This window comes from Caenimonas sp. SL110 (genome assembly GCF_001044395.1).
Classification (GTDB): Bacteria; Pseudomonadota; Gammaproteobacteria; order Burkholderiales; family Burkholderiaceae_C; genus Ramlibacter.
Genome location: NZ_JANU01000018.1, coordinates 1 through 21275, shown reverse-complemented (window position 1 = coordinate 21275; position 21275 = coordinate 1). Strand labels below are relative to the sequence as shown.

Below are 21275 nucleotides of genomic sequence, written 5' to 3'. Positions count from 1 at the left end.
GGGCTCGCCGCCATGCCGGACGTGGTTGACCAGGTCGCGCTCGCCCGCCTCTACGGCGAGCCGCTGTTCGCGATGCCCACCGACCTGTACATCCCGCCGGATGCACTGGAGGTGTTCCTCGAAGCCTTCGAAGGTCCTCTGGACCTGTTGCTCTACCTCATCCGCAAGCAGAATTTCAACATCCTCGACATCCCGATGGCGGGCGTCACGCGCCAGTACCTGGTGTACGTCGAGGAAATCCGCAGCCGCAACCTCGAACTCGCCGCCGAATATCTGCTGATGGCCGCGATGCTGATCGAGATCAAGTCGCGCATGCTGCTGCCACCCAAGAAGACCGCCGAGGGCCAGGAGCCTGAAGACCCGCGCGCAGAACTGGTGCGGCGCCTGCTCGAATACGAGCAGATGAAGCTGGCCGCCGCGCGCCTGAACGAAGCGCCGCAAATGGGCCGCGACGTGCTGCGCGCACAGGTCTATATCGAGCAGGCCCTGCAGCCGCGCTTTCCGGATGTGAACGTGGTCGATCTGCAGGAGGCGTGGCGTGACATCGTGCGCCGTGCCAAGCTCATCCAGCATCACCGGATCACGCGCGAGGAGCTGTCGGTGCGCGAACACATGAGCATCGTGCTGCGGCACCTGCAGGGCCGCAAGTTCGTCGAGTTCGAGAACCTCTTTGACATTTCGCGCGGCATGCCGGTGTTGATCGTCACGTTCATCGCGATGCTGGAGCTCGCCAAGGAAACGCTGATCGACATCACCCAGGCCGAGGCCTTCGCCCCCATCTATGTACGGCTGGCCTACCACCCGGCCTAGGACCCTTTCATGCCCGTGAATACTCCGCCCCATGCTTTCGATGTGCTGATCGTGGGCAGCGGCCTTGCCGGCCTCACCGCAGCGCTGCACCTGGCGCCAACACGCCGGGTCGCAATCATCACCAAGCGCACGATGAGCGACGGCTCCAGTGGATGGGCCCAGGGCGGCATCGCGGCCGTGCTGGGCGAAGGCGATTCGTTCGCATCGCATGTGGACGACACCCTGGTCGCAGGCGCGGGCTTGTCCGACCTGGATGCAACCCGCTACGTCGTGGAGCACGCACCGGAGGCCGTGGAGTGGCTGCGCGAACTGGGTGTGCCGTTCTCGCAGGAAGCGGGGCAACTGCACCTCACGCGCGAGGGCGGCCATAGCGCGCGGCGCATCGTGCATGTGACTGATGCAACCGGCGCCGCCGTGCAACGCACGCTGATCGAAGTCGTGCGCAAGACACCCAACATCTCGCTGTTCGAGCATCACACGCTGGTGGACCTGATCACCAGCCAGAAGCTCGGCGTGGGCTCCACCAACGGGCCGACCTGCCTGGGCCTGTACGCGCTCGACGAAGAAACCGACAACGTCATCACCTTCCGCGCGCCCGAAACGATTCTGGCAACCGGTGGTGCGGGCAAGGTTTATCTCTACACCACGAACCCGGACACATCGACTGGCGACGGCATCGCTGCGGCCTGGCGCGCGGGTTGCCGCGTGACCAACATGGAGTTCATCCAGTTCCACCCGACCTGCCTTTATCACCCGCAGGTCAAGTCGTTCCTCATCACAGAGGCGGTTCGCGGCGAAGGCGGTCACCTGCTGCTGCCGCCTTCGGCAGGCGGCACGCGCTTCATGCCGCTGCACGACGACCGCGCCGAACTCGCGCCGCGCGATGTGGTCGCACGCGCAATCGATTTCGAGATGAAGAAGCACGGTGTCGATTGCGTGTACCTGGACATCTCGCACCAGCCGCCGGAGTTCGTGAAGGAGCACTTCCCCAACATCTATGCGCGCTGCCTGCAGCTGGGCATCGACATCACGAAAGAGCCGATACCTGTGGTGCCGGCCGCGCACTACACCTGCGGCGGCATCCACACCGACCTGGCGGGCCGCACCGACCTCAAGGGCCTGCACGCGATTGGCGAGACGGCCTACACCGGCCTGCACGGCGCGAATCGCCTGGCCAGCAACTCGCTGGTCGAGTGCATGGTGTTTGCAAGAGCGGCGTCCAGCGACATCCTCTCCCACGAACTGCCGGAACCACCGGAGCTGCCGGCATGGGACGAGAGCCGTGTCACCGATGCGGACGAGACTGTCGTCATCTCGCACAACTGGGACGAGCTGCGCCGCTTCATGTGGGACTACGTGGGCATAGTACGCACCAACAAGCGGCTGGAGCGCGCGTCGCATCGCATTGCCCTGCTGCAGGAAGAAATCCAGGAGTTCTACGCCAACTTCCACGTCACGCGCGACCTGCTGGAACTGCGCAACCTGGTGACGGTCGCCGACCTGATCGTGCGGTCCGCGCAGGCGCGCCATGAAAGCCGCGGCGGCCATTTCATCAAGGACTATCCGCAGCTCGAAGACGTCGCGCATCCGACGATACTCACGCCGGGTTGATCCGGCTGACGCGGCTGAAGCGGCTCAAGCGGCCGCTCGATCAGGCCCGTCAACCCCGAGGCTGGGGGGTGCAACTTCGGAACATTCAGTCACAAGCGGTTGCAGATTGTCTCAATCTGGGGAGAATCGTTCTGACATTTGCTGTCGGAGTTGTGTATGAGCTGGACCCAGGAAATCGAAACGGTTGAGTTGAAAAACCTCTGCGACCTGGCAATGGTCGACGGGATCGTCAACTACAACGAACTCCTGCAGATATTCGGCGCCGCGGCCATTGCCGGCATCACGGCGACCGAATTCGCGGACCTCAAGGATGTGTCGTCCCAGGGTGGAGCCTCATTCGCCAACGACTACCTGCGGCACATCGCCTCGCAAGCCACTGGCAGCAACTTCGCCAATGACTCTTTCTGGGGTGGCACCAACACCACCGTCGATGTCGTGGACACGTCCGATATGGCGGCTGGCATCGACGCCGAGGCGGCGTACCGCCTGATTGGTGAGTGGTTTCTGGGAACGGACCTGCCGATGCCCGTGGCGGGCGGCGATCCGGCCACCGGGAAGGCTTCGACTTCGGTCCTGAGCTACGACCTGGCAACGGGCAGCCTGTTCGTGGGCGGCATTTCCGCGAGTGACGTCTACCAGGGTCAGGCGGGCGATTGCTACATGCTGGCGGCCCTGGGCGCCGTGGCTAACGAGAACCCGGCCCTGATCACCGGACTGTTCACCGACAACGGCAACGGAACCTACGGCGTACGCATGTACTGGTACGGCGCGCCGGTCTACACCACGGTGAACCTGTTGCTTCCCGTGCTCAAGGACGAAAAGCTGGGCTACGCGGGCAACCCCGACGATTCCCTTTCGGGCGAGCTGTGGGTTGCGCTGGTCGAAAAGGCCTATGCGCAGCTGAACCAGCAGGTGCCGATCAAGTACGAGATGCCCTGGTCCCCTGACAACAGCTACCAGGGCATAGAGGGAGGCATGGCCTATCCGCTGCTGCAGATCAGCGGCCTGCCGTACAAGACCTACAGCGGAAATTTCATCAACAGCGGCGACCCGCACAGTTTCGAGCACTTCTATTCCAACGATGTCACCACCTACAAGCAGGACATCGTCAACGCGCTGATGGCCGGCGGCGCGGGTTACCTCGGATCGCAGGTCGCCACAACAGGCACCAACGGGAACCGGGAACTGGTGTCGGGTCATGCGTTCATGATCCTGGGCTACAACCCCGCCACGGACAAACTCATCATCCGCAATCCATGGGGTGAAGGCGACGAAGGTGCAACCTACAACGTGCAGTTCGAGATCAGCATCGAATCCATCTGGGACACCGACGTCTACCTCGCCATCACCGACAGCGCGTTCACGCAGCCGGAGTACGGCTACACGCTGCTCAACGATTCGTCGGTGTCTTCCAACGCCGTCGATGAAGCCGGCACCATCACCTTCACATTGACCCGCGACGCGACGGGCACACAGTCGTCGGTGTGGCTCGCCTTCGGCAACGGCACGGCCACCAGCGGCACCGACTTCGGCGGGTTGTCGCAACTCGTCACCTTCTCGCCATACGACACAGTCAAGACGGTGAAGGTGTCCACCTTCGGCGATGCCCTGTTCGAGAGCACCGAGTCGTTCTCGGCAAGGCTGCTACCCAACATGTGGGACGCAACCGCGACACCGCTTGCCACGAGCACGGCCTACATCGAGAACACAACGCCGTCGCCCTTCACCTATTCGCTGGCCACGGCGGCGGTTATCGGCACCCCCGTGCTCGAAGGCGGCGCCGTGACCATCAACGTCACGCGAACGGGTGGCGCGAGTGCTTCCACCGTGTACTTCAGCACGCGTGCCTCCACCGCAGATTCCGCAGACTATGCAGACCTGGCGAAGTACGCCGTCACGTTCGCTGCGCACGAGACATTCAAGACAGTCACAGTCGCGATCGACCCGGACAAGCTGGCCGAGGCGAAGGAATCATTTTTCGTCGACCTGTTTCTCAATCCGGGTGACACCACCGCCAACCAGAGCATTGCGGCCTACATCGCCGATGTTCCGACGCCAAACTTCACCTATACCGTCACGTCGAACGGTGCAACCCAGGCAAGCGGCGTGAACGAAGGCGAGTCCATCGTTTTCACGATCAAGCGCAGCGGCATCGGCGCCGACTCGTCGGTCTATGTCTCCACGGCCGGCGTTTCCGCATCCGCCAATGACTTCACCGGCCTGCAAAAGTTGAAGGTGGACTTCGCGCCCAACCAGCAGTTCGCACAGGTGACGCTGAAGACATCGACCGACTTCTGGCTGGAGACGCCCGAGGCCGTGCGACTCGACATCTTCAAGAACCCGGCGGACATTGCGGCAGCAACATCGGGTACGGCGTGGATCAGGGATGTCCAGAAGGCGCTCTACAACTACAGCATTCCAGCTGCGACCACCACCGAGGGCGGCGCACTCGAATTCACCATCACGCGCGACGGCACGGGCACCGATTCGATGGTGTTCGTGAGCACGCTTGCGCAGACCGCACAGGAAGGCGACTACGCGCCCTTCACCAAGCAGCCCGTGGTGTTCGCGGCGCACGAGACCAGCAAGACGGTGACGGTGCAGACCTACGCGGACCGGCTCGACGAATCGATGGAGACCGTTTACCTGGGCCTGACCTGGGACCTGAACTCCAGCTCATCGACGATCGTGGGCATGGGCAACATCAACAACGCGGCGTTCACCGACTACGGCTACACCATCGCGTCCAGCGCCAATTCGTCCAGCAACACGGTGCTCGAAGGCGGCGTCGTCACGTTCACGATTGCGCGCAGCGGCTCCGGCTCGGCCTCGACGGTGTACCTGCGTACCGGCGCAGCGAGCGCGACGGCATCCGACTACGCACCGCAGTCGATGACGTCGCTCAGCTTCTCCGAGTTCGACACGAGCAAGACGTTCACCGTGCCGGTGCATACCGACGGTCGCACCGAAGGCATCGAGTATTTCTGGCTGGAGCTGTACGAGACCATGCAGGACACCGCGTACTCGGCGGTCGCCGCAGGCTATATCCAGGACGCGATCGCACCCAACTACAGCTACACCGTCAACTCCAGCGCGGGCACTTCGGCCACAGCCGCCAGCGAGGGCGATACCGTCAGCTTCACGATCACGCGTAGCGCAAGCGGTGCGCCATCCAGCGTTTTCGTGAGCACAACGGCAGCCAGCGCAGGCCAGGGCGACTACGCCGCACTGGACCGGCAGCAAGTGAGCTTTGCCGCGCACGAGACCACCAAGCTCGTCACCGTGCCGGTGTATCGCGATGCCGTGTCGGAGCGCCAGGAATACTTCGCGCTCGATGTGTTCGCCAACAGGCAGGACACCGCATCAGCCGCCTCCGCATTCGGCTATGTGAACGATGCGCCGCAGCCCGCATATGACTACTCGATATCCAGCAGCGCAGGCACCGCGCCAGGCGCAATGGCCGAAGGCGGCACGATCACTTTCACCATCACGCGAAGCGGCACCGGCAGCGACTCCACGGTTTACCTGTCCACCGCAGCCAACAGCGCGAACGCCACCGACTTTGCGGCCCTGAACCTGGAGCCGCTCACTTTCAAGGCGAACGAGAACGTCAAGACTGTCACCGTCCAGACCTGGCTGGACGCGGGGACCGAAGGCATCGAATCGTTCTGGATGGAACTGCGCAAGAACCTCACGGACGTGGGCGAGTCGGCCCATGCGCAGGGCGTCATCAAGGACACGGCAGTGACCGACTACGGCTACACCGTCACGGGTCCGTCGGTCGATGTGGCCGAAGGTCATGAAGCTGCATTCGTCATCACGCGAAGCGGCACCGGCACGGCATCCACGGTCTATGTCAGCACGTATGGTGCGGACGCATCCGATATCGAGCCGCTCGATCAACACCCGGTGAGTTTCGCCGCCGGCGAGACCAGCAAGACCGTGTACGTGCCGATCCACAAGGACGGCCGCGCCGAGCTACTCGAATCGTTCTGGCTGCAGGTGTACGAGTACCTTGGCGACGCGCAGCCCACGGCATCGGACAACGCACGCATTGCCGACACGCCCGCTTCCACCACCACCTTCACGATCACGTCCAGCAATGCGACGCCCGAGACAGCGGTGCAGGAAGGCAGCGGCGTTGTGTTCTACGTCACGCGCCAGGGCAGCACCGCGCAGGCTGAGATCGCCTATGTGAGCATCGTCGCGGGCACGGCCGGCGCATCGGATCTGCAACTGATGGAATATGTTCCGCTGCACTTCCTGCCGGGCGAATCGGAGGCTTCATTCAGCACCTCCGCGCTGGTCGATACGACTGACGAAGTGATCGAGTCGTTCTGGGCGGGTGTCTACCGCAACCATGGCGACGCGCAGCCGCACGCGGTGGCCCTGGGCTATATCGACGACGCGCCCGACTCGCCGCTCTATACGATCACGTCGAGCGCGGGCACGTCGGGTGCCGCGGTTTCGGAAGGCGGCGCGATCACATTCACCATCAGCCGGCCGTCAGCCGCAGCGTCCGCAGTCGTTTTCGTTTCGACAGCAAACGGCTCAGCGCAAGCAGGCCCCGACTACACCGCGCTGGATTTCGAAGCGGTGTTCTTCGACGAGGGCGAGACCACGGCGCAGGTGGTGGTCAACACAGTCGCCGACGCGAACACAGAGCCGGTCGAAAGCCTGTCGCTGGACCTGTTTCTCAACTGGAGCGACACGCAGGCGCAAGCCAGCAGCGTGGGCTACCTGAAAGACGGCCCGTCATGGAGCATCACCTCCAGCGGCGGCAATGCGTCGACCGCCGTCGCAGAAGGCCAGGACATGGTCATCACAGTCACGCGCAGTTTCGGCGGTGACGCGGCGACGGTTTATGTGAGCACCGTGGACAACGAGGCCAACCACTTCGGCGACTTCCATGCGCTCACCAAACTGCCGGTCAGCTTCGCAGCCAATGAGACCAGCAAGCAGGTCCTGATCCCGATACAGCCCGACCGCATCAACGAGGGCGTCAAATCGTTCTGGGTCGATCTGTACCTGACGCAATCCCAGCCGAGCTTTACCACTTACACATGGGCCTATGTGAAGGACGGCCCGGTCAACGACATCAGCTACGACTACACCGTCACCTCGTCTGCCAACTCGCATGGCACGGCAGTGACCGAAGGCGGCACGGTCACGTTCACCATCACCCGCAGCGGTACGGGGACCGTCTCGACGGTATGGGCCGACACCGCCTATGCCATCGCCTACATCAACGACTTCGTGGCGCGCGACCGTGTCCCCATCAAGTTCGCAGCCAACGAGACGGTGAAGACCTTCACGGTGCAGACGAACAGCGATGCGGTTGTCGAGAACATCGAGAACTTCTACGTCTTTCTCTACGAAAACTTCTACGACAACGACACGCCCGGCAACGCGGTGGCTTACGGCGAAGCATTCATCAGCAACACGGCGGCCCTGCCCCTGGCCGCGCCCGAAGCTGCGGTCGTGCAATCCACCGAAATCCACCTCGCATATCCAGGCCACACGGTCAGCGAATTCACCAATCCCCATGCGTTCGCCGCCATCCTCGATGACGGCTCGGTCGTCTCCTGGGGCCAGTCCACCCAGGGCGGCGACAGCACCAGCGTGCAGGCCTGGCTCGATGGCCGCATCGACGCGAGCCAGATCTATTCCAGCGTCGGCGCGTTCGCTGCCTTGCGCGCTGACGGCGCCGTGGTGGCCTGGGGCGATGCAAGCGCCGGTGGCAGCATGGGCGCTGCCGCCGCGCAGCTCACCGGACAGAATCCGGCCGTCTCCCTGGCATCGACCGAAAGCGCGTTTGCCGCACTTCGCGCCGATGGGTCAGTGGTGACGTGGGGCCACGCCAGCTTTGGTGGCAATACAGATACAGCCGCCGCTGCGCTGTCGGGCGCGGTGGATGTCGTTTCGCTCTACTCAAACAGCAGCGCGTTTGCAGCGCTTCGCGCGGACGGATCGGTCGTGACCTGGGGCCTGGCTGGCTACGGCGGTGACAGCACTGCCGTGGCTGCGAGCGTGAACGGTTCGGTCGATGTCGAACAGGTGCTGGGTACCGGCGCAGCGTTCGCCGCATTGCGCGCCGATGGCAGCGTCGTGGCGTGGGGCAGCACCAGTGCGGGCGGCAGCCTGGGCGCAGCAGCGGCGTCGCTCACGGGTGCCGTCGATGCCGTGCAGCTTTTTTCAACACCCACGGCATTCGCCGCCTTGCGCAACGACGGCTCGGTGATCGCCTGGGGCGATGTGAACGGCGGCGGGTCACTGGCTGATGCAGCAGCCGTGGACGGCACCATCCATGTCGTCGATATCACCGCCAGCACAGCCGCATTTGCAGCACTGCGCCAGGACGGCTCTGTCGTGACCTGGGGAGACCCGATGGCAGGCGGCGACTCTTCCGACGTGGCTGCACAACTGAACGGCGCATCGGACGTTTCATCCATCGCCGCAACACAGCTGGCATTTGCCGCACTGCGCACCGATGGCTCGGTTGTGACCTGGGGCTATGCCGGGCATGGCGGGGATTCGAGCGGCGTGGCCGCAGCGCTGGACGGAACCGTGGACGTCGTCTCGCTCGTCGCGAACGAGCGCGCGTTCGCAGCATTGCGAGCCGATGGTTCTGTCGTCACATGGGGCGACGATCTGGCCGGTGGAGACAGCAGCGCCGACGCAACGGCGCTAAACGGTTCAGTCGATGTCGTGCAGCTGATTGCGAGCGGGGCCGCGTTCCTCGCGTTGCGCAGCGATGGCTCCACGGTGACCTGGGGCGACGCCGGACACGGCGGCGTCGGTCTCGACCTGGGCGATGTCAGCGCAGCGGCCAGCGTGCTCTCCGACGACCGCTTCAGCGACGTCACACCGCAAAGCCTGCAAGGCGGGGCCGGACCGGACATCCTCACCGGCGGTTCGGGCGCAGACCAGATCAACGGCCTGGGCGGCACCGACCGGCTGTTTGGCAGCGGTGGCAACGACACGATCAATGGCGGCGCCGGCATCGACTATGCAAGTTTCGACGGCGCAGGGTCCCGCTACACGATCAGTGCAGCCCAGGTCACGGACACATGGGGTTTCGAAGGGACGGACACGCTGGCGCAGGTCGAGCGCTTCGAATTCGCAGACCAATGGCTGGCGATGGACCTGGACGGCAACGCAGGCGTCTCGGCCAAGCTGATTTGCGCTGTCTTCGGACCCGAACTCGTCGCGAACCCCGCGGTCGTGGGCATCCTGCTGGGCTACGCCGACATGGGAATCCCCTACGAAACACTGATGTACTACTCGCTCGAATACGCCCTGGGCGCGGGCGCGAGCAACGACGCGGTGGTCAAACTCATCTATCGCAACGTCGCAGGCTTTGAAATCGATCCGGACAGCCTGGCGCTCTACACGGGGTACATCAACGACGGCGTCGTGACGCAGGCCCAGTTCAGCGTGATCGCTGCGGACACGATCTACAACGCAGCGCGCATCGATCTGGCAGGTCTCGCGCAGCACGGGCTCGAATACGATTGGTGATGCAACTTTTGTGGCCCTCACGCGAGCATCTCCCCGGCTTCGTTGCAGCACTGGAGCGCGGCTGGTCGGCGGACAACATTCGCGGCGAAGCCGCCGCACTGGAGACTCTGGCTGCGATCCATCAGGACGCCGACGCGTTTCTTGCCTCCTGCGTCGATCGCGAAGCCAGAGGCGCGCCGATTCCGTTGCCCGATGGCAGCCTGGCGAAGCGCCTCCCGAGCTACGTGCGCTGGATGTGGGACGGCGAGTTTTGCGGCAGCATCAACTTCCGCTGGCAGCACGGCACATCCGCCCTGCCACCACGCGTGCTGGGCCATATCGGCTATGCGGTGGTGCCGTGGAAGCAGCGGCGCGGCTATGCGACCCGGGCGCTCGCACTCATGCTGCAAGAAGCGCACAGCGAAGGACTGGACCATGTGATCGTGACCTGCGATGACACGAACCTGCCGTCGCGGCGCGTCATCGAAGCCAACGGCGGCTACCTCGTCGAACAGTTCACCAAGCCGCCCGAGTTCGGCAGCAAGCCGTCACTGAAGTACCGGATCGACCTCCGATAGGTCGGATGTCATGCCGGACGCGATCCGGCATCCACCGCGAAGCGGCGACAGCGTTTGATCAGGCATGGATTGCGGATCAAGTCCGCAATGACAGCCGTCCAGGTGTCGCCGCGCTTTCAGGTGACTGCCCCGTCAGCTTCACGCAGCGCCGATATCCGGCACCAGTGAACCAGCCGGTTTTCCAGACTTCAACGCCGCAGTGAACGCCAGCATCCTGTCAATCGGCACCCGGGCACGCAGGCCGAGTGCAGGATCGACGTGAATCTCGTTGGTGCCGGTTTCCAGCACATGCGCAAGACCCGCCAGGCTGTTCATCGCCATCCAGGGGCAGTGCGCGCAGCTCTTGCACGTCGCGCTGTTTCCGGCGGTGGGCGCTTCGATGAAGAACTTGTCCGGGTTGAGCGTGCGCAGCTTGTGCATCATCCCGTTGTCGGTGGCGACTATGAATTCCTTCGCGTCCATCTCGCGCGCCGCGCGCAGGATGGCCGAGGTCGAACCCACCGCATCGGCCAGCGCGACGACATCGGCGGGCGACTCGGGGTGCACCAGCACCTTCGCGTTGGGATACTGCTTCTTGAGGTCTTCGAGCTCGAACGCCTTGAACTCGTCGTGCACGATGCACGAGCCGTTCCATAGCACCATGTCCGCGCCTGTCTGACGCTGGATGTAGGAGCCCAGGTGCTTGTCGGGCGCCCAGAGGATCTTGTGGCCCTTGTCCTTGAGCGCCTTCACGATATCGACCGCGCAACTCGAGGTGACGAGCCAGTCGGACCTGGCTTTCACCGCTGCGCTGGTGTTCGCGTAAACCACGACCGTGCGATCGGGATGCTGGTCGCAAAACGCAGAGAACTCCTGGGCCGGGCAACCCAGGTCGAGCGAACAGGTCGCATCGAGGTCGGGCATGAGGACGCGCTTTTCGGGTGAGAGGATCTTGGACGTTTCGCCCATGAAGCGCACACCCGAAACAACCAGCGTCTGCGCCGGATGGTCGCGGCCAAAGCGCGCCATCTCCAGCGAATCGCTCACGATGCCGCCGGTTTCTTCTGCGAGGTCCTGCAGGTCGGGGTGCACGTAATAGTGCGAGACCATCACCGCATTGCGCGCTTTCAACAGGCGCCGGATGCGGTCCTTGAGTTCGGCGCGTTCCTCAGGCAAGGGCTCCACTGGCACACGCGCCCATGCAAACCGTGTGTCGCACGCGGTCCCCGCATCGGCGTCGCCGGATTGCGGTTGCGGATGCTCGTATTCGACGTCGAAGATCGGAATGACGGTGCTCATCACAGCTCCTTCAGGCGCATCGAAAAGTCGATGGCCTGCACGTTCTTGGTCAATGCGCCGATCGAGATCCGATCGACGCCGGTTTCGGCGAGTTCGCGCACGCTGTCCAGCGTGACCCCGCCCGATATCTCCAGGATGGCGCGCGAGTCATTGATGCGGACGGCTTCGCGCAACGTGGGCAAATCCATGTTGTCGAGCAGCACCATCTTCGCGCCTGCCTCCAGTGCCTCGGCCAGCTGAGCGAGCGTTTCCACTTCGATCTCGATGAAAGAAGCACGGGCCGCCGACTGCGCGGCAGCCTGCAACACCTGCGTCACGCCACCGGCAGCGGCGATGTGGTTTTCCTTGATGAGCACGGCGTCATGCAAGCCGATTCGGTGATTGGTCCCGCCGCCAGTTCGCACCGCATATTTTTGCGCCAGGCGCAGGCCCGGCAAAGTCTTGCGGGTATCGACGATTTGCGCCTTGGTGCCGCGCACGGCTTCCACATAGATCGCGGTTTTGGTCGCGACTGCGCTGAGCAGCTGCAGGAAATTGAGCGCCGTGCGCTCTGCCGTGAGCAACGCGCGCGCCGTGCCTTCGATCTCCAGCACGACCTGGTCAGCGTCGCAGCGCTGGCCTTCGCCGACAAGCCAGGTGACCTGCGCCGAAGGCTCGATCTGCCTGACGGCGGCTTCAACCCACGGCCGGCCGCAGATCACTGCGCTTTCACGCGCCAGGATGCGGGCGCGTGCACGGGTGGCGGCAGGCACCAGCGCGGCAGTGAGGTCGCCATCGCCGACGTCTTCGGCAATCGCGCGTGCCACATCGCCAGCTGCCAGCTGGGCCAATGCGGCGGAAGAAAAATCAAATGTGGAAGTCATTGCCGGCAAGCATAGCGGCAACCTGCAGGTCCTGTTGTCCGCCGCCGCTACTTCACGCCCAGCGCAAGCCGCTGGATCACTTCGCCGTAGCGCTGGCTGGCGCGGCGCAAGACTCGGCTGAAATCGTCGCTGGTTCCCCCGACAGGCTCCTGGCCGGAATCTCGCATGACCTTGGCAACTTCAGGGTCTGCGAGCACGCGGTTGAAGTCACGCACCAGTTCCCGCACGCGTGCCGCCGGGGTCGCCGCCGGAACAAATATGCCGGAGAACCCCTCGATCACGAATTCGGGCCACACGTCATTGATCACGGCAAGGCGGGCGTACGGGGGCGGCAGGTTCTGCGTTGCCGACACGCCAATGATCCTGACGCGGCCGGCCTCGACCATGCGTGTCACGGCTTCAAAGTTGCAGAACATCACATCGCCCAGCCCTGCCACCGTCGCCTGCAATGCAGGCGCGACGCCTGCGTACGGAATGGTCGTCGATCGGCCTCGAACCCTTGCGCGAAACTGCTCGCAAGCCATGTTGGAAACGCCGGGTGCCGCAATGCAGTTGAGTCCGCCCTCACGCGATGCCGCAGCTTCTTCGAGCGCGCGCAGCGAGGTGACCGCAGACGCGATGGGCACCACGACCGCGTAACGTTCGGTCGAAACCTGCACCACCGGCAACAGGTCGTCCGGCAGCGAGAACGACAGCTTGTGCGTCCAGGGGATCATGGCCATCGCCGTTGCGTGATAGAGCACCGTGCGGCCGTCGGGCTGGGCCCGCACCACCGCCTCGATACCGATCACGGTGTTGCCACCGGGCCGGTTGTCCACCATCCAGGTGTCGCCGGTAACGGCCGGCAGCCTGGACGTGAGCAGGCGGGCGGTGTTGTCGAGGTTGCCGCCCGGTGGCGCCGGGGTCACCATTCGCATCATCCGCGACTCCTGCGCCGCAGCCGGTGCCATCGCGACAGCAGCCAGCACACCGGCAAGGGCGATTCCTGCCCATCGCATGTGAGCCTTGCGCAGCGCCATCAACTCGCTGCCCGGGCCTGGGTGCGGGCGGCGCTGGCCCTGGTCGCCAGCGCTGCCAGCTCCTTGCGGATCACCTTGCCGCCTTCGTTGCGCGGAAGGGCATCGACCTGGAACACGGCCGCTGGAACCATGGTCCGGCCCAGCACTTCCCGGCATCGCTTCCTGACTGCTGCACCCTCGACCCTGGCTTCGGACACCACCAGCGCGACCATGAGCTGCTCGCCCGATTCGTTCTGCATGGCGAGCACTGCGCACTCGGTCACTGCCGGATCGCGCGCGATGGCTTCCTCGACCACGGAGGCATCGACCTTGTGGCCGCCCATGTTGATCACTTCGCCGCCGCGCCCGGCCAGGAAAACCAGGCCGTCCTTGCTGATGGCACCGCGGTCGGCGGTCTTGAACCAGCCAGCGTCAAAGGCTTCATCCAGCTGCGGTTCCTGTTCGCCAGCCGGGTGCACATAGGCCGTGGCAAGCCCGGGCGAACGGATGGCGATGCGGCCGACCTTGCCGAACGGCAAGTGCTCGCCGTCATCGCCCAGCACGCGCGCCTCCACCCAGGGCAGCAGCCGGCCCGCACTGCCCGGACGCTGGCGCTGCACCTCCTCATCGAGCACCGCGACCGCGCCAGTTTCTGTCGATCCGTAGTTGATGCCGAGGTTGGGACACAGATACTGGCGAAGCGATTGCTGGACACCCGGCGCGACCACCGCGCCGCCGACGCACAAGGTTCGCAAGGCTGGTGGCCGCTCCTTGTAGGGCGAGCCTTCCTTTCGTGCCACCTCCACCAGCCGGATCGCGTTGTTGGGGCTGGTGACAAGCAGCGTCACGTTTTCCTTTCGCAGCAGGTCCATGGTCTCGGCGAAACCCTCGCCCTGGCGCACCACGACGCCGCCGTTGAACAGGGCGCGCATCCAGTAGCTGCACGAGAAGGTGAGTTCGAGCCCCATGAAAATCATCAGGCGCTCCGGGCTTTCGGCCGGATAGATGATCCGGGAAAGCTGGGATCGCATGATGGCCGAGCTGTGCGAATAGCTCACCGCCTTGGGCCGGCCCGTGGTGCCCGACGACATCGCGATTCGCCAGATGTCCTGCGGCTCCATCAATGCGATCGACACTTCGCTGCCGTCATCGAGCTTGGCCAGCTCGGCCAGGCTGAGTGCCGGCACCCCTGGCGTCTCGGGCATGGTCAAGCCGTTGAGGTGATGCACGATGAGCTTGGCGCCATGGCCGCGGGCCAGGGCCAGGTTGCGGCGCGCAATCGGGATCGAGATCGCGCCGATCCATGCAATCGCCAGCGGCAGCATGATTTGCGGAACGAATGTGTTGGCGGTAATGGCGACGATGTCGCCCCGGCCGATACCGGCTTTGGTCAACTGGCTCGCGATGCGGCCCACCCGCTGCATCAATCCGCCGTAGCTGATGGTGAGGTCGCTCGCCACGAGGGCCGGTTGGTTTGAAAATGCAAGCGCCTGCCGCGCCAGGGGTTCAACGAGGTTCATGACTTGAATGGATCAATGGGTGCGCCCCATGAGGCGCTGGATTGAAGGAATGCTCCGCTGGCATTGTGCGCCCGGGGACTACGCGCGAATCTTCGCACATCGTGGAAGAATCACTTATGGAAACCGAACACACGACGAGTGAACCGACACGCGCAGAGATCGTCCATTCAAAGGGCGCGGCAGTGCTTGAATTCGGCACCGGTTGGTGCGGCTACTGCCGCGCGGCCCAGCCCCTGATCGCGGGGGCCCTGGCGGGCCACGACGGCGTACGTCACATCAAGGTCGAAGATGGCAGCGGACGCCCCCTGGGACGCTCCTACCAGGTCAAGCTGTGGCCGACGCTGGTCTTCCTGAAAGATGGCATCGAGCTTGCCCGGGTCGTGCGTCCGCGCAGCCTCGACGAGGTGCGCGATGCGCTGGACAGGATCGATCCCTCAGGCGGCTGAATTTCAGGCGGTCTCGGCAACGGGGCCCCGGCCCATCAGGTCGCCTACCGCCCGCATCGCATCAATCCTGCCATCGAGCAAAGCCACCACGGCCCGCGAGATCGGCATTTCGACGCCCAGGTGGTCGGCGCGCGCGACCACTGTCCGGGCGCTGTAGACGCCCTCCGCCACATGGCCGAGCGACTCGACCGCCTCCTGCAAAGTCCGTCCCTGGGCCAGCATCAGGCCGACCTGGCGATTGCGGCTGAGATCGCCAGTGGCGGTCAGGACCAGATCGCCCAGGCCGGACAGCCCCATGAACGTTTCTGACTGCGCGCCCAATGCGACACCCAGGCGGGTCATTTCGGCCAGGCCACGGGTGACGAGGGCGGCGCGGGCGTTGAGGCCCAGTGCAAGGCCGTCGCACAGGCCTGTCGCGATAGCCAGCACGTTCTTCACCGCTCCACCGACTTCAACGCCGACAAGGTCGTCGTTGGCATAGATACGCATGTTGCCGCCGTGAAAGGCCTTCACAAGGGCATCGCGCACCGGGGCAAATTCACTGGCTGCGACCAGCGCCGTGGGCTGTCCGCGCGCGACTTCGAGGGCGAAACTCGGTCCGCTAAGGACGCCGCCCATGAGGTGGGGAGAAACCTGGGCGCATACCTCATGACCCAGCAAGCCATCAGCTCCCGCTATCGAAGCTTCGAAACCCTTGCAAAGCCACGCCAGCGGCCCGCTGTGGTCCCTGAGTTCTTCCAGCTTTTGCCGCAGCCCCGCCATGGGGGTGGCAACGATCACCAGGTCGGCATCAGACGCCAGCAGCGCAACGGGTTGCCCGGCTTGCGAGCCGATGGCGAGCCGGGGCGACAGCTCCACCCCCGGCAGGTAGCGCCGGTTTTCGCGTTCGCTGCGAATCGCCAGCGCCTGGGCGGCGTCACGGGCGACCAGCGTCACATCATGCCGCGCCGCCGCAGCCGATGCCAGCGCCGTGCCCCAGGCGCCCGCACCGAAGATCACGACTTTCATCGCTGGCTGCTAGACGGCTGTGCGGCCGGGAACAGGCATTGAAGGCTCAGGCCGAGGTGATGATGGGCGAAGGCGCCGGGCTTTGCGATTCGGCCTGCGTCTGCTGCTGCTCGTACATGGCCTGGAAGTTGATCTCGGCCAGGTACACCGGAGGGAAGCCGGCGCGCGTCACGATGTCCGACACATTGCCGCGCAGGTACGGATAAACGATCTGCGGGCAAGCGATGCCCAGGACCGGGTTCATCTGCTCGGGCGGCAGGTTGCGGATCTCGAAGATGCCGGCCTGCTTGGCCTCGACCAAAAACACCGTCTTGTCCTTGACGGTGGTGGTGACGGTGGCGGTGACGCAGACCTCATACACGCCATCGGCGACAGGGGCGGCTTCAACACCCAACTGGATGTCAACGGCAGGCTGCTCGGATTCAAGCAGGATGGATGGGGAATTGGGCTGCTCGAGCGACGCTTCCTTGAGATAGACGCGCTGGATCTGGAAGACGGGGTCTTGCTGCTGCTGGTCGGCCATGGGGTTTCTTTCGGTCAATACAAAGCCCGCTCGAATATCCGCAGATGCCGGACTTCAGCGGGCCAATTTCAGGTGAAGGCGGATTATCTCAGGAGCGCTGGGTGCTTCAGGAGCGCTGGGGCTCGCCCTGCAGCAGCGCGGCCAGGCCGCCGCGACTGTCGAGCGCCATCAGGTCATCGCAGCCCCCGACGTGGGTGTCGCCGATGAAGATCTGCGGCACGGTGCGCCGGCCGGTCATCTCCATCATCTTCATGCGCTCGTCGGGATGCATGTCAACGCGCACCTCGTCGATGCTGTCAACGCCGCGGGCCTTGAGAATCTGCTTGGCGCGAATGCAATAAGGGCAAACGGCGGTGGTGTACATCTTGACGGTCTGCATGGGGCGGGTCTCGTTGCTGTTTGTACGTGATTCTGGTGCTTGCCGACACGCTCGCGTGTCAGGCTTTTTCGATTGGCAGGTTCGCGTCTTTCCACGCTTTCAGTCCGCCTGCGAGCACCTGGGCCTTGTCGTAGCCCAGCTGTTTGGCGGTGGCCAGCGCGCGGTTGGCGCGAGCGCCGCTGGCACACACGAGGATCAGCGGAACCGTCTTGTTCTTGACGACTTCCGGCAGGCGCTTTTCCAGTTCACCGAGCGGAACGCTCTTGGCGCCGCCCACATGGCCGGCCGCGTATTCCTCGGTTTCGCATACATCCACGACGACCGCGCGCTCGCGATTGATCAGTTGCACGGCCCCTGCCGCAGTCAGTGCGCCACCCGCGCCGGGGCGGATGTGCGGCCACAAAAGCATGAGCCCGGAGGAGGCCGCCACGGTGAGCAGCATCCAGTTGTCGATCAGAAATTTCACGTCTTTCCTTGCAGGTAGGGCCAATGGCCAACCCCGGATTCTAAAATGGCAGGCTTTCCACTGCTTTTGACAGGCCAAACGCCCCATGTACAAACTCGTCCTGATCCGCCACGGCCAATCGACCTGGAACCTGGAAAACCGATTCACCGGCTGGGTGGATGTCCCGCTGACGGAAAAGGGCGTGCAAGAAGCCAGGGAAGCCGGGCGCCTGCTCAAGGAAAGCGGCTTCGACTTCGACCTGTGCATGACCAGCGTCCTCAAGCGCGCAACCCACACCCTGTGGCACTGCCTGGATGAACTCGATCGCACCTGGCTGCCGGTGATGCACAGCTGGCGGCTGAACGAGCGTCACTATGGCGCGCTCGAAGGTCTCAACAAGGCCGAAACGGCCAAGCAGTTTGGCGACGACCAGGTGCTGGTCTGGCGCCGCAGCTACGACGTGCCGCCGCCTGCAATGGAAGCCGGCGACGCGCGCTGGGAAGGCACGGACATACGGTATGCGCGGCTCAAGCCTGGCGAGGTACCCTTCACCGAGTGCCTGATGGACACGGTGGAGCGCGTGATGCCGTTCTGGAACGAAACCATGGCTCCCGCCATCAGGAGCGGGCGTCGCGTGCTGGTAGCTGCCCACGGCAACTCCATGCGGGCACTGGTGAAATACCTGGACAACATTTCCGACAGCGAAATCGTGGGACTGAATATTCCCAATGGCATTCCGCTGGTGTACGAACTCGACGAGCACCTCAAGCCCATTCGCAGCTACTACCTGGGCGACCCACAAGCTGCCGCTGCTGCAGCCGCAGCGGTTGCCAATCAGGGAAAGGCCTGAGGCACCGGTAAAGACGAGGTAAACGCCAGACTTTTTCACGATTGCGCAACGCCAGGCCGGAACCACGGCACGCCTATTGCGTCTTACCTCATTCGCAGGTGTATATTTTCGTCAATTGAGGACTGGATCCATTGCCCATGAGCCACAGCAAACTGAAGATCGCCGGCTGGATTTCTGCAGGCGCCCTGGCCGGGGCGCTGACCACGGTTTCCCTGCAAACCGTTGCACGAGGATCACTTGCGCCGCTGCCGCTGGAGGAGCTGCAGCAGCTCGCCCAGGTCTTCGGCATGGTCAAGAGCGACTACGTCGAAGCCGTCGATGAGAAAAAGCTGATCACCGACGCCATCTCGGGCATGGTCGCCAGCCTCGATCCGCACTCGCAGTACTTCGACAAGAAATCGTTCAAGGAATTCCGCGAAGGCACCTCCGGGCGCTTCGTGGGCGTCGGCATCGAGATCTCGCAGGAAGACGGCCTGGTCAAGGTCGTCTCGCCCATCGAAGGCTCGCCCGCTTTCCGCGCGGGCCTGAAGCCCAACGACCTCATCACCAAGATCGACGACACGGTTGTGAAGGGCCTGTCCCTGAATGAAGCCGTCAAGAAGATGCGCGGCGAGCCCAACACCAAGGTGATGCTCACGATCTTTCGCAAGGACGAAAACCGCAGCTTCCCGGTCACCATCAATCGCGAAGAGATCCGCACCCAGTCCGTTCGCGGCAAGGTGATGGAGCCGGGTTACGCATGGATTCGCCTGTCGCAGTTCCAGGAGCGCACCGTCGATGACTTCGTGCGCAAGATCGAGGAAATTTACAAGGCAGAGCCCAATCTCAAGGGGCTGGTGCTTGACCTGCGCAATGACCCGGGTGGCCTGCTCGACGCGGCAGTGGCTGTCTCTGCGGCCTTCCTGCCGGAAAACGCGATCGTCGTGTCCACCAACGGCCAGCTCGCCGAAAGCAAGTTCGTCTACAAGGCTGCGCCCGAGTTTTACCAGCGCCGCGGTTCCGACCCGCTGCGCCGCCTGCCAGCCGCGCTCAAGACCGTCCCGCTGGTCGTGCTCGTGAATGAAGGCTCGGCATCGGCCAGCGAAATCGTCGCCGGCGCCCTGCAGGACCACAAGCGCGCCGCCATCCTGGGCAGCCAGACCTTCGGCAAGGGTTCCGTGCAGACGGTGCGGCCGCTCGGCCCCGACACCGGCCTGAAGCTGACCACGGCCCGCTACTACACGCCAACCGGCAAGTCGATCCAGGCCAAGGGCATCGTGCCCGACGTGATGATCGACGAGAGCGAAGAAGGCAATGTGTTCTCGGTGCTGCGCACGCGTGAAGCCGACCTCGAAAAGCACCTGGGCAGCGGCCAGGGCGCAGAGGTGAAAGACCCGGCGCGCGAAAAGGCTCGCGACGAAGCGCGCAAGAAGGCCGAGGAAGAGGCGAAGAAGGCCCCTGCCGATCGCCCTCGCCCGCCCGAGTTCGGCAGCGAAAAGGATTTCCAGCTCGTGCAGGCCTTGAACCAGCTCAAGGGCCGTCCGGTGCTGATCTCCAAGACGATGGTCGAGCGCAAGGAAGAAAAGAAAGAGAACTGACCTGACCGACGACCAGCTGCTGCGCTATTCGCGCCATATCCTCCTCGATGAAATAGGCGTCGAGGGCCAGGAAAAGATTGCAGCTGGCCGCGCACTGGTCATCGGCGCGGGCGGCCTTGGGTCGCCCGTTTCGCTTTTTCTGGGGTCTGCGGGTGTCGGCCACATCACGCTGGTCGATCACGATCTCGTCGACCTCACCAACCTGCAGCGGCAGATCGCGCACAACATGGCGCGCGTGGGCGAGCCCAAGGCGCAATCGGCGCGCGATGCAATTGCGGCCATCAATCCCGAACCCATCGTCGAGGCGATTTGCGAACGGGCCGACGCAGCCCTTCTCGACCGGCTGGTCGCGCATGCCTACGTGGTCGTCGACTGCACAGACAACTTCGCGACCCGTCACGCCATCAATGCAGCCTGCGTGAAACACGGCAAGCCGCTGGTTTCGGGCGCTGCCATCCGGTTCGATGCGCAGATTTCGGTGTTCGATTCACGCGGCGATGCGACGCCCTGCTACGCCTGCGTCTTTCCACCGACTGCCGACCTCGAAGAGACGCGTTGCGCCACGATGGGCGTGTTCGCGCCCCTGGTGGGCATCATCGGCGCCATGCAGGCAGCCGAGGCCCTGAAGCTGCTCGCCGGTGTGGGTGAATCGCTTGCCGGACGGCTGCAGATGCTCGATGGACGGACGATGGAGTGGAATGAAGTGCGCGTGATGCGTGATGACGCCTGCCCGGTGTGCGCATCGTCCCGGTTGTCAGAGCAGACTTGAGCTGGCTGTCATGGCGCACGGCTGGCTGTCATGGCCGACTTGATTGCTGTCATTGCGGACTTGATCCGCAATCCATCTCTGATCAGGCGCAGTCGCCGCTTCGCGGTGGATGCCGGATCA

General features: G+C 64.0%; 16 protein-coding genes. 8 read left to right on the top strand and 8 right to left on the bottom strand.

What is annotated here, in order from left to right:
* The 4 genes from AQ12_RS11495 to AQ12_RS11480 form a co-directional block, all read left to right on the top strand.
* On the top strand, positions 1 to 810 hold an 810-nt coding region (locus AQ12_RS11495), incomplete at its 5' end, for a ScpA family protein (RefSeq protein ID WP_048440060.1).
* A gap of 9 nt (positions 811 to 819) precedes the next feature.
* On the top strand, positions 820 to 2421 hold the full coding sequence (nadB, locus tag AQ12_RS11490; RefSeq protein ID WP_048440057.1) for an L-aspartate oxidase: 1602 nt from the start codon (positions 820 to 822) through the stop codon (positions 2419 to 2421).
* Positions 2422 to 2577: 156 nt separating this feature from the next.
* The gene (locus AQ12_RS11485; protein ID WP_048440056.1) at positions 2578 to 9942 is read left to right on the top strand and encodes a Calx-beta domain-containing protein; all 7365 of its coding nucleotides are present in this window, start codon (positions 2578 to 2580) and stop codon (positions 9940 to 9942) included.
* Positions 9942 to 10499, top strand: a complete 558-nt coding sequence (locus tag AQ12_RS11480) for a GNAT family N-acetyltransferase (protein ID WP_202967500.1) — start codon at positions 9942 to 9944, stop codon at positions 10497 to 10499. Before AQ12_RS11485 ends, AQ12_RS11480 begins: the two co-directional genes overlap by 1 nt.
* Positions 10500 to 10637: 138 nt before the next feature.
* On the opposite strand, the gene nadA is transcribed toward AQ12_RS11480, so the two are convergent.
* Genes nadA through AQ12_RS11460 form a run of 4 tightly spaced genes read right to left on the bottom strand, consistent with a single transcriptional unit; the run spans position 10638 to position 15158 of the window.
* Positions 10638 to 11777 (bottom strand): quinolinate synthase NadA, encoded by a 1140-nt coding sequence (gene nadA / locus AQ12_RS11475; protein WP_048440055.1) that lies wholly within the window; start codon positions 11775 to 11777, stop codon positions 10638 to 10640.
* Positions 11777 to 12640, bottom strand: coding sequence for a carboxylating nicotinate-nucleotide diphosphorylase (nadC, locus tag AQ12_RS11470; protein WP_048440054.1), 864 nt, complete (start codon positions 12638 to 12640; stop codon positions 11777 to 11779). Before nadC ends, nadA begins: the two co-directional genes overlap by 1 nt.
* A gap of 47 nt (positions 12641 to 12687) precedes the next feature.
* Complete coding sequence (locus AQ12_RS22115; protein ID WP_161799024.1) at positions 12688 to 13638, bottom strand: tripartite tricarboxylate transporter substrate binding protein; 951 nt, start codon at positions 13636 to 13638, stop codon at positions 12688 to 12690.
* A 20-nt stretch (positions 13639 to 13658) separates the two neighbouring features.
* A complete protein-coding gene (locus tag AQ12_RS11460; protein WP_048440053.1) occupies positions 13659 to 15158 on the bottom strand; it encodes a class I adenylate-forming enzyme family protein in 1500 nt (499 codons plus the stop codon).
* 116 nt (positions 15159 to 15274) lie between these two features.
* On the opposite strand from AQ12_RS11460, the gene AQ12_RS11455 reads away from it, so the two are divergent.
* The gene (locus AQ12_RS11455) at positions 15275 to 15604 is read left to right on the top strand and encodes a thioredoxin family protein (protein WP_048440052.1); all 330 of its coding nucleotides are present in this window, start codon (positions 15275 to 15277) and stop codon (positions 15602 to 15604) included.
* Positions 15605 to 15607: 3 nt separating this feature from the next.
* Here the strand turns inward: AQ12_RS11455 and AQ12_RS11450 are convergent, their stop codons facing one another.
* The 4 genes from AQ12_RS11450 to AQ12_RS11435 all read right to left on the bottom strand — a co-directional run bounded on the left by AQ12_RS11450 (position 15608) and on the right by AQ12_RS11435 (position 17980).
* A complete protein-coding gene (locus tag AQ12_RS11450; RefSeq protein ID WP_048440051.1) occupies positions 15608 to 16612 on the bottom strand; it encodes an NAD(P)H-dependent glycerol-3-phosphate dehydrogenase in 1005 nt (334 codons plus the stop codon).
* Positions 16613 to 16658: 46 nt separating this feature from the next.
* Positions 16659 to 17135, bottom strand: coding sequence for a protein-export chaperone SecB (gene secB, locus AQ12_RS11445; protein ID WP_048440050.1), 477 nt, complete (start codon positions 17133 to 17135; stop codon positions 16659 to 16661).
* A 106-nt stretch (positions 17136 to 17241) separates the two neighbouring features.
* On the bottom strand, positions 17242 to 17514 hold the full coding sequence (grxC, locus tag AQ12_RS11440; protein ID WP_048440049.1) for a glutaredoxin 3: 273 nt from the start codon (positions 17512 to 17514) through the stop codon (positions 17242 to 17244).
* A 58-nt stretch (positions 17515 to 17572) separates the two neighbouring features.
* On the bottom strand, positions 17573 to 17980 hold the full coding sequence (locus AQ12_RS11435) for a rhodanese-like domain-containing protein (RefSeq protein WP_048440048.1): 408 nt from the start codon (positions 17978 to 17980) through the stop codon (positions 17573 to 17575).
* A gap of 85 nt (positions 17981 to 18065) precedes the next feature.
* Here AQ12_RS11435 and gpmA point away from each other — a divergent pair, with 85 nt between their 5' ends.
* From gpmA to AQ12_RS11420, 3 genes are all read left to right on the top strand, one after another.
* Positions 18066 to 18809 (top strand): 2,3-diphosphoglycerate-dependent phosphoglycerate mutase, encoded by a 744-nt coding sequence (gpmA, locus tag AQ12_RS11430; RefSeq protein ID WP_048440047.1) that lies wholly within the window; start codon positions 18066 to 18068, stop codon positions 18807 to 18809.
* A gap of 137 nt (positions 18810 to 18946) precedes the next feature.
* Positions 18947 to 20386 (top strand): S41 family peptidase, encoded by a 1440-nt coding sequence (locus tag AQ12_RS11425; RefSeq protein ID WP_048440046.1) that lies wholly within the window; start codon positions 18947 to 18949, stop codon positions 20384 to 20386.
* 1 nt (position 20387) lies between these two features.
* On the top strand, positions 20388 to 21155 hold the full coding sequence (locus AQ12_RS11420; RefSeq protein WP_048440045.1) for a molybdopterin-synthase adenylyltransferase MoeB: 768 nt from the start codon (positions 20388 to 20390) through the stop codon (positions 21153 to 21155).
* Positions 21156 to 21275: the final 120 nt, after the last annotated feature.

What these genes read in the sequence shown, in the direction of transcription:
- nadB (WP_048440057.1), top strand. Translation starts at nt 820, where the DNA reads ATGCCCGTGAATACTCCGCCCCATGCTTTCGATGTGCTGATCGTGGGC.
- AQ12_RS11485 (WP_048440056.1), top strand. Translation starts at nt 2,578, where the DNA reads ATGAGCTGGACCCAGGAAATCGAAACGGTTGAGTTGAAAAACCTCTGC.
- AQ12_RS11480 (WP_202967500.1), top strand. Translation starts at nt 9,942, where the DNA reads ATGCAACTTTTGTGGCCCTCACGCGAGCATCTCCCCGGCTTCGTTGCA.
- nadA (WP_048440055.1), bottom strand. Translation starts at nt 11,777, where the DNA reads ATGAGCACCGTCATTCCGATCTTCGACGTCGAATACGAGCATCCGCAA.
- nadC (WP_048440054.1), bottom strand. Translation starts at nt 12,640, where the DNA reads ATGACTTCCACATTTGATTTTTCTTCCGCCGCATTGGCCCAGCTGGCA.
- AQ12_RS22115 (WP_161799024.1), bottom strand. Translation starts at nt 13,638, where the DNA reads ATGCGATGGGCAGGAATCGCCCTTGCCGGTGTGCTGGCTGCTGTCGCG.
- AQ12_RS11460 (WP_048440053.1), bottom strand. Translation starts at nt 15,158, where the DNA reads ATGAACCTCGTTGAACCCCTGGCGCGGCAGGCGCTTGCATTTTCAAAC.
- AQ12_RS11455 (WP_048440052.1), top strand. Translation starts at nt 15,275, where the DNA reads ATGGAAACCGAACACACGACGAGTGAACCGACACGCGCAGAGATCGTC.
- AQ12_RS11450 (WP_048440051.1), bottom strand. Translation starts at nt 16,612, where the DNA reads ATGAAAGTCGTGATCTTCGGTGCGGGCGCCTGGGGCACGGCGCTGGCA.
- secB (WP_048440050.1), bottom strand. Translation starts at nt 17,135, where the DNA reads ATGGCCGACCAGCAGCAGCAAGACCCCGTCTTCCAGATCCAGCGCGTC.
- grxC (WP_048440049.1), bottom strand. Translation starts at nt 17,514, where the DNA reads ATGCAGACCGTCAAGATGTACACCACCGCCGTTTGCCCTTATTGCATT.
- gpmA (WP_048440047.1), top strand. Translation starts at nt 18,066, where the DNA reads ATGTACAAACTCGTCCTGATCCGCCACGGCCAATCGACCTGGAACCTG.
- AQ12_RS11425 (WP_048440046.1), top strand. Translation starts at nt 18,947, where the DNA reads ATGAGCCACAGCAAACTGAAGATCGCCGGCTGGATTTCTGCAGGCGCC.